We start from the raw sequence: 1,178 nt of genomic DNA, 5'->3' as shown, positions 1-1,178 counted from the left end.
CTAGTGTCTCGTGATCCCGTTGGCGTTACTTAATCTCGTGTGTCTCGTTGGTACTGGCATGGAGCTCTCCGTGGAACAGGTCGCTGAGTTACGGGTGTTGGCGAGTAGTCGGAACGTGCCTGCGGATATGGCCACGCGGGCCCGGATCGTGCTGTGGTCGGGCGAGGGCCGCCAGCGCAAGGACATCGCCGAGCTGCTCGGGGTATCGCTGCCGACCGTGGACCGCTGGAAGGCCCGATACATCCAGCGCGGGCTGGCCGGGCTGGAAGGCGACCGTCCCGGTGGTGCCCGAGAACAAGTACCGGGACGGGTTCGGGCGCGGGTGATCGCGCTGACGCGCATGACGCCGCCGGCCAGCACTGGTCTTTCGCACTGGTCGACGCGCGAGTTGGCGAAGTACGTGAAGCGGACCGAGAACGTCACCGTGTCCTGGCACTACATCGCGCGGGTCTGGCGTGAGGAGAACCTCAAGCCGCACCGCAGCGGCACCTTCAAGATTTCGAAAGACCCGGCGTTCGCGGACAAGGTCGCTGATGTCGTCGGCCTCTACCTCGCCCCGCCGGGTGGCGCGGTCGTGCTGTCCATCGACGAGAAGACACAGATCCAGGCGCTGGACCGCACCCAGCCGGTGCTGCCCGTCACCTTCGCGGCAACGGAGAAGCGGACCCACGACTACGTCCGGCACGGCACCACGAACTTGTTCGCCGCACTCAACGTCGGCACCGGCGAAGTAATCGGCGAGTGCAAGCCGAGCCGGGACAGCAAGAACTTCCTGGCCTTTCTCAAGAAGGCAGTGAAGCCACATGCGGGGAGGGAGATCCACGTCGTTCTGGACAACCTCTCCACCCACACCACGCCGGAGGTGAAGGCGTGGCTGACCGACAATCCACACGTCCACTTCCATTTCACCCCCGTCGGGTCCTCCTGGATCAATCAGATCGAGACCTGGTTCGGCCTGCTGACCCGCCAGTCGATCCGCCGCGGAACCTTCGCCAGCGTCAACGTCCTGATCACACAGATCCGCGACTACATCGACTCCTGGAACTCTGAGGCAAGACCATTCACTTGGACCGCAACCGCCGAAGAGATTCTGGCGAAGGTCCGCCTCGTCCAGACCAGCATCAAGAAGCTCGTTGCAAACAACTCGAAGTGACGCAATCAGGATCACGAGACACTAG

At 63.3% G+C, this 1,178-nt stretch carries 1 protein-coding gene; it reads left to right on the top strand.

Features of this window, described 5'->3' with window-relative positions; genetic code table 11:
• The first annotated feature begins 70 nt into the window (after positions 1–70).
• Positions 71–1,153, top strand: a complete 1,083-nt coding sequence (locus QMK24_RS41260; protein ID WP_283472053.1) for an IS630 family transposase — start codon at positions 71–73, stop codon at positions 1,151–1,153.
• The last annotated feature ends 25 nt before the right edge of the window (positions 1,154–1,178 follow it).

The organism is Streptomyces sp. PH10-H1, from assembly GCF_030063355.1.
Classification (GTDB): domain Bacteria; phylum Actinomycetota; class Actinomycetes; order Streptomycetales; family Streptomycetaceae; genus Actinacidiphila.
The sequence above is the reverse complement of the archived record's forward strand: the minus strand, read 5'-3'. Positions and strand labels throughout refer to the sequence as shown.